3 protein-coding genes and 1 pseudogene are annotated in these 3,150 nt (G+C 63.7%); 1 reads left to right on the plus strand and 3 read right to left on the minus strand.

Going from position 1 to position 3,150, the window contains the following annotated elements; genetic code table 11:
* Window positions 1-33: 33 nt before the first annotated feature.
* Window positions 34-549 (minus strand): annotated as a pseudogene (locus MRY84_RS05700) (recombinase family protein); the annotation flags it as partial.
* 37 nt (window positions 550-586) lie between these two features.
* Here MRY84_RS05700 and rimO point away from each other — a divergent pair.
* A complete protein-coding gene (gene rimO, locus MRY84_RS05705) occupies window positions 587-1,981 on the plus strand; it encodes a 30S ribosomal protein S12 methylthiotransferase RimO (RefSeq protein ID WP_291504780.1) in 1,395 nt (464 codons plus the stop codon).
* A 187-nt stretch (window positions 1,982-2,168) separates the two neighbouring features.
* Here the strand turns inward: rimO and efp are convergent, their stop codons facing one another.
* Both efp and earP read right to left on the minus strand, forming a co-directional pair.
* On the minus strand, window positions 2,169-2,723 hold the full coding sequence (efp, locus tag MRY84_RS05710; RefSeq protein WP_015014732.1) for an elongation factor P: 555 nt from the start codon (window positions 2,721-2,723) through the stop codon (window positions 2,169-2,171).
* Window positions 2,724-2,875: 152 nt separating this feature from the next.
* Window positions 2,876-3,150, minus strand: a 275-nt coding sequence (earP, locus tag MRY84_RS05715) for an elongation factor P maturation arginine rhamnosyltransferase EarP (RefSeq protein WP_291504781.1), incomplete at its 5' end; no start/stop codon positions are given.

The following is a 3,150-nucleotide window of genomic DNA, read 5'->3' on the forward strand; positions in this document are numbered from 1 at the left end:
AGGGACTCAAATTACTGGAACTTTTGAACAGTCCGGGTCATGCCCCTGGCGCACGTGGCCACGATAGGTGCCGGCACGCCACCCCTCACACAACCGGCGAATGCTCGCCTTCACCCGCTTGCTCTTGGTGTCGCTTTCTTCGTGGGCGCGGATCATCACGAGCAGGCTATACACCAGGTCCATCGGGTTCTCTTTCAAGCGCTCACGGCTGTAGGCCTTTCCGTCGCTGGCGGTGACCACGGTGATCCCGGCATTTACAATCTGCGCCAGCTGCGCTTGAGCCTGGATCGGCTCGGCGCGTGAGAGCCGGTCTAGCCCCTCGACGACAAGCACCGATCCTGCCGCGATCCGCCCGGCCTCAACCCCCGCCAGGAACGCCCCCAGCGCCCCCGATTTGATGTGCCGCTGGTGGTATGCCGAAAGGCCTTCGTCCAGCATCGTGAGCTTGTCGTCCAGCTGCAGCCCGTGCTCTGCTGCCCACTTTGCGGCGTATGCCTCTTGGCGTTCCCGGCTGTGGCCAGCGGCTTGGCGCGGGTCCGAGAACCGCATGTAGCTGTAGACAAGACCTTTCAAAATCACCCCCACAATGACCGAAACGATTGAAAAACCCGCACGCTCCCCGCGTATAGGTATGGTATCTCTAGGATGCCCCAAGGCCCTGACCGACTCCGAACTCATCCTCACCCAGCTCTCCGCCGAGGGCTATGAGACCTCCAAGACCTTCCAGGGCGCGGACCTGGTCATTGTCAACACCTGCGGCTTCATCGACGACGCGGTGAAGGAAAGCCTGGACACGATTGGCGAGGCTCTGGCCGAGAATGGCAAGGTCATCGTCACCGGCTGCCTGGGCGCCCGGGCGGGCGAGGGGGGCGGCAATCTAGTCAAGGACGTGCACCCCAGCGTGCTGGCGGTGACCGGCCCGCATGCCACGCAGGAAGTGATGGAGGCCGTGCACACGCACCTGCCCAAGCCGCACGATCCCTTCCTGGACCTGGTGCCGGGCGCGTTTGGCGAGGCGGGCATCAAGCTTACGCCGCGCCACTATGCCTACCTCAAGATCAGTGAGGGCTGCAATCACCGCTGCACCTTCTGCATCATCCCGTCGATGCGCGGCGACCTGGTGTCGCGCCCCGTTGGCGATGTGCTCAAGGAAGCCAAGGCACTGTTCGAGGGCGGCGTGAAGGAACTGCTGGTCATCAGCCAGGACACCTCGGCCTATGGCGTGGATGTGAAGTACCGCACCGGCTTTTGGGACGGCAAGCCCGTCAAGACCCGCATGCTGGAGCTGGTGCAGACCCTGGGCGAGATTGCCGAGCCCTACGGCGCCTGGGTGCGCCTGCACTACGTGTATCCGTACCCCAGCGTGGACGAAGTGATCCCGCTGATGGCCACGGGCCGCGTGCTGCCCTACCTGGACGTGCCCTTCCAGCACAGCCACCCCGACGTGCTCAAGCGCATGAAGCGTCCGGCCAGCGGCGAGCGCAACCTGGAGCGCATCCAGCGCTGGCGCGAGGCCTGCCCCGAGATCGTGATCCGCAGCACCTTCATTGCGGGCTTTCCGGGCGAGACGGAAGAAGAGTTCCAGCACCTGCTGGACTTCGTGCGCGAGGCGCAGATCGACCGCGCGGGCTGCTTTGCTTACAGCGATGTGACCGGCGCGGCCGCCAACGAGCTGCCCGGCATGCTGCCGATGGAAGTGCGCGAGGAGCGCCGTGCGCGCTTCATGGCTGTGGCCGAAGAGGTATCCATTGCCAAGCTGCAGCGCCGCGTGGGTGCCACCATGCAGGTGCTGGTGGATCACGCTCCGGCACTGGGCCGCAAGGGCGGCGTGGGCCGCACTTATGCCGATGCGCCCGAGATCGACGGCACCGTGCAGCTGCTTCCACCCGAGAAGATCAGCAAGACCATGAAGGTCGGTGAGTTCACCAAGGCGCGCATCGTGGGTGTGCAAGGGCACGACCTGATCGCGCAACCGATCTGATCTGATGCTGCTGCGGGGGGCGCGTTCTCGTTGAACCGCCTTGCGCATGCATCAGCCCGAGCGGTGGGTGGGATGGCAAGAAATTCTTTCTTGCCGGGTCGACGTCTCCGACGCTGGTCGGACGAAAAAATAAAAAAGGCTTCCCGAGGGAAGCCTTTTTGCTGTGCAGTGCTGAGCCGAAGAGCGTTTAAACGCGCTTGCGGTACTCGCCCGTGCGGGTATCGATTTCGATCTTGTCGCCCTGGTTCACGAACAGGGGCACGGCCACTTCGAAGCCGGTGGCGATCTTGGCGGGCTTGAGCACCTTGCCGGAGGTATCGCCCTTGACGGCGGGCTCCGTCCAGGTGATTTCACGTTCGATGCTGGTGGGCAGTTCCACGGAGATGGCCTTGCCGTCGTAGAACACCACTTCCAGCGCCATGCCGTCTTCCAGGTAGTTCAGCGAATCGCCCATGTTTTCGGCTTCCACTTCGTACTGGTTGTACTCGGTGTCCATGCACACGTACATGGGGTCGGCGAAGTAGGAGTAAGTGCACTCCTTCTTGTCCAGGATCACGTTGTCGATCTTGTCGTCGGCCTTGAACACGACTTCGGTACCGAAGTTGCCGATCAGGCTCTTGAGCTTCATGCGCACGGTGGCTGCACCGCGGCCGCCGCGGGCGTATTCGGTCTTCAGGACCACCATGGGGTCCTTGCCGTGCATGATGACGTTGCCGGCGCGGATTTCTTGAGCGATTTTCATAGCAAGTTGCTTGGGTTGGGGCCGCTCAACGTGCGGGCGGGCAAACCTGCTGAAGGAATCGGCGGGTTGCGCGCCGCTGCATGTACCGCGGCGGAAGTGCGCTGGGCGGGGGGCACGGGGTGCCGCGCCTGTTTTGCGCAAAGCCTCGGATTTTACCGTTTTTCGGCGACAAAGCCCAAAAGCTGCGCCACGAGGTTGTCCTGCGTCAGCAGGCGCGTACGCGCGGCCTGCACGCAGGCCGTCCATTCGGCCAGCGTGGCGTCGTCCGGCCACTGCAGCGGCGCGGTGTCCAGCTCGTTCCAGGTGGCGTGGAACTGGCGCATCGAGGCGGGCGCCTGCAGCCAGTTTAAAAACGCGTGCAGCTTGTCGTGGTGGGCGTTGTCGTGCTGCGGGTAGATGTGCCAGACGAACGCCTGGCCCGCCCACA

Origin of the sequence: Acidovorax sp., assembly GCF_022763525.1 — a bacterium.
GTDB lineage: Bacteria > Pseudomonadota > Gammaproteobacteria > Burkholderiales > Burkholderiaceae_C > Acidovorax.

Coding starts and splice junctions, on each gene's coding strand:
- rimO (WP_291504780.1), top strand. CDS start 587: ATGACCGAAACGATTGAAAAACCCGCACGCTCCCCGCGTATAGGTATG.
- efp (WP_015014732.1), bottom strand. CDS start 2,723: ATGAAAATCGCTCAAGAAATCCGCGCCGGCAACGTCATCATGCACGGC.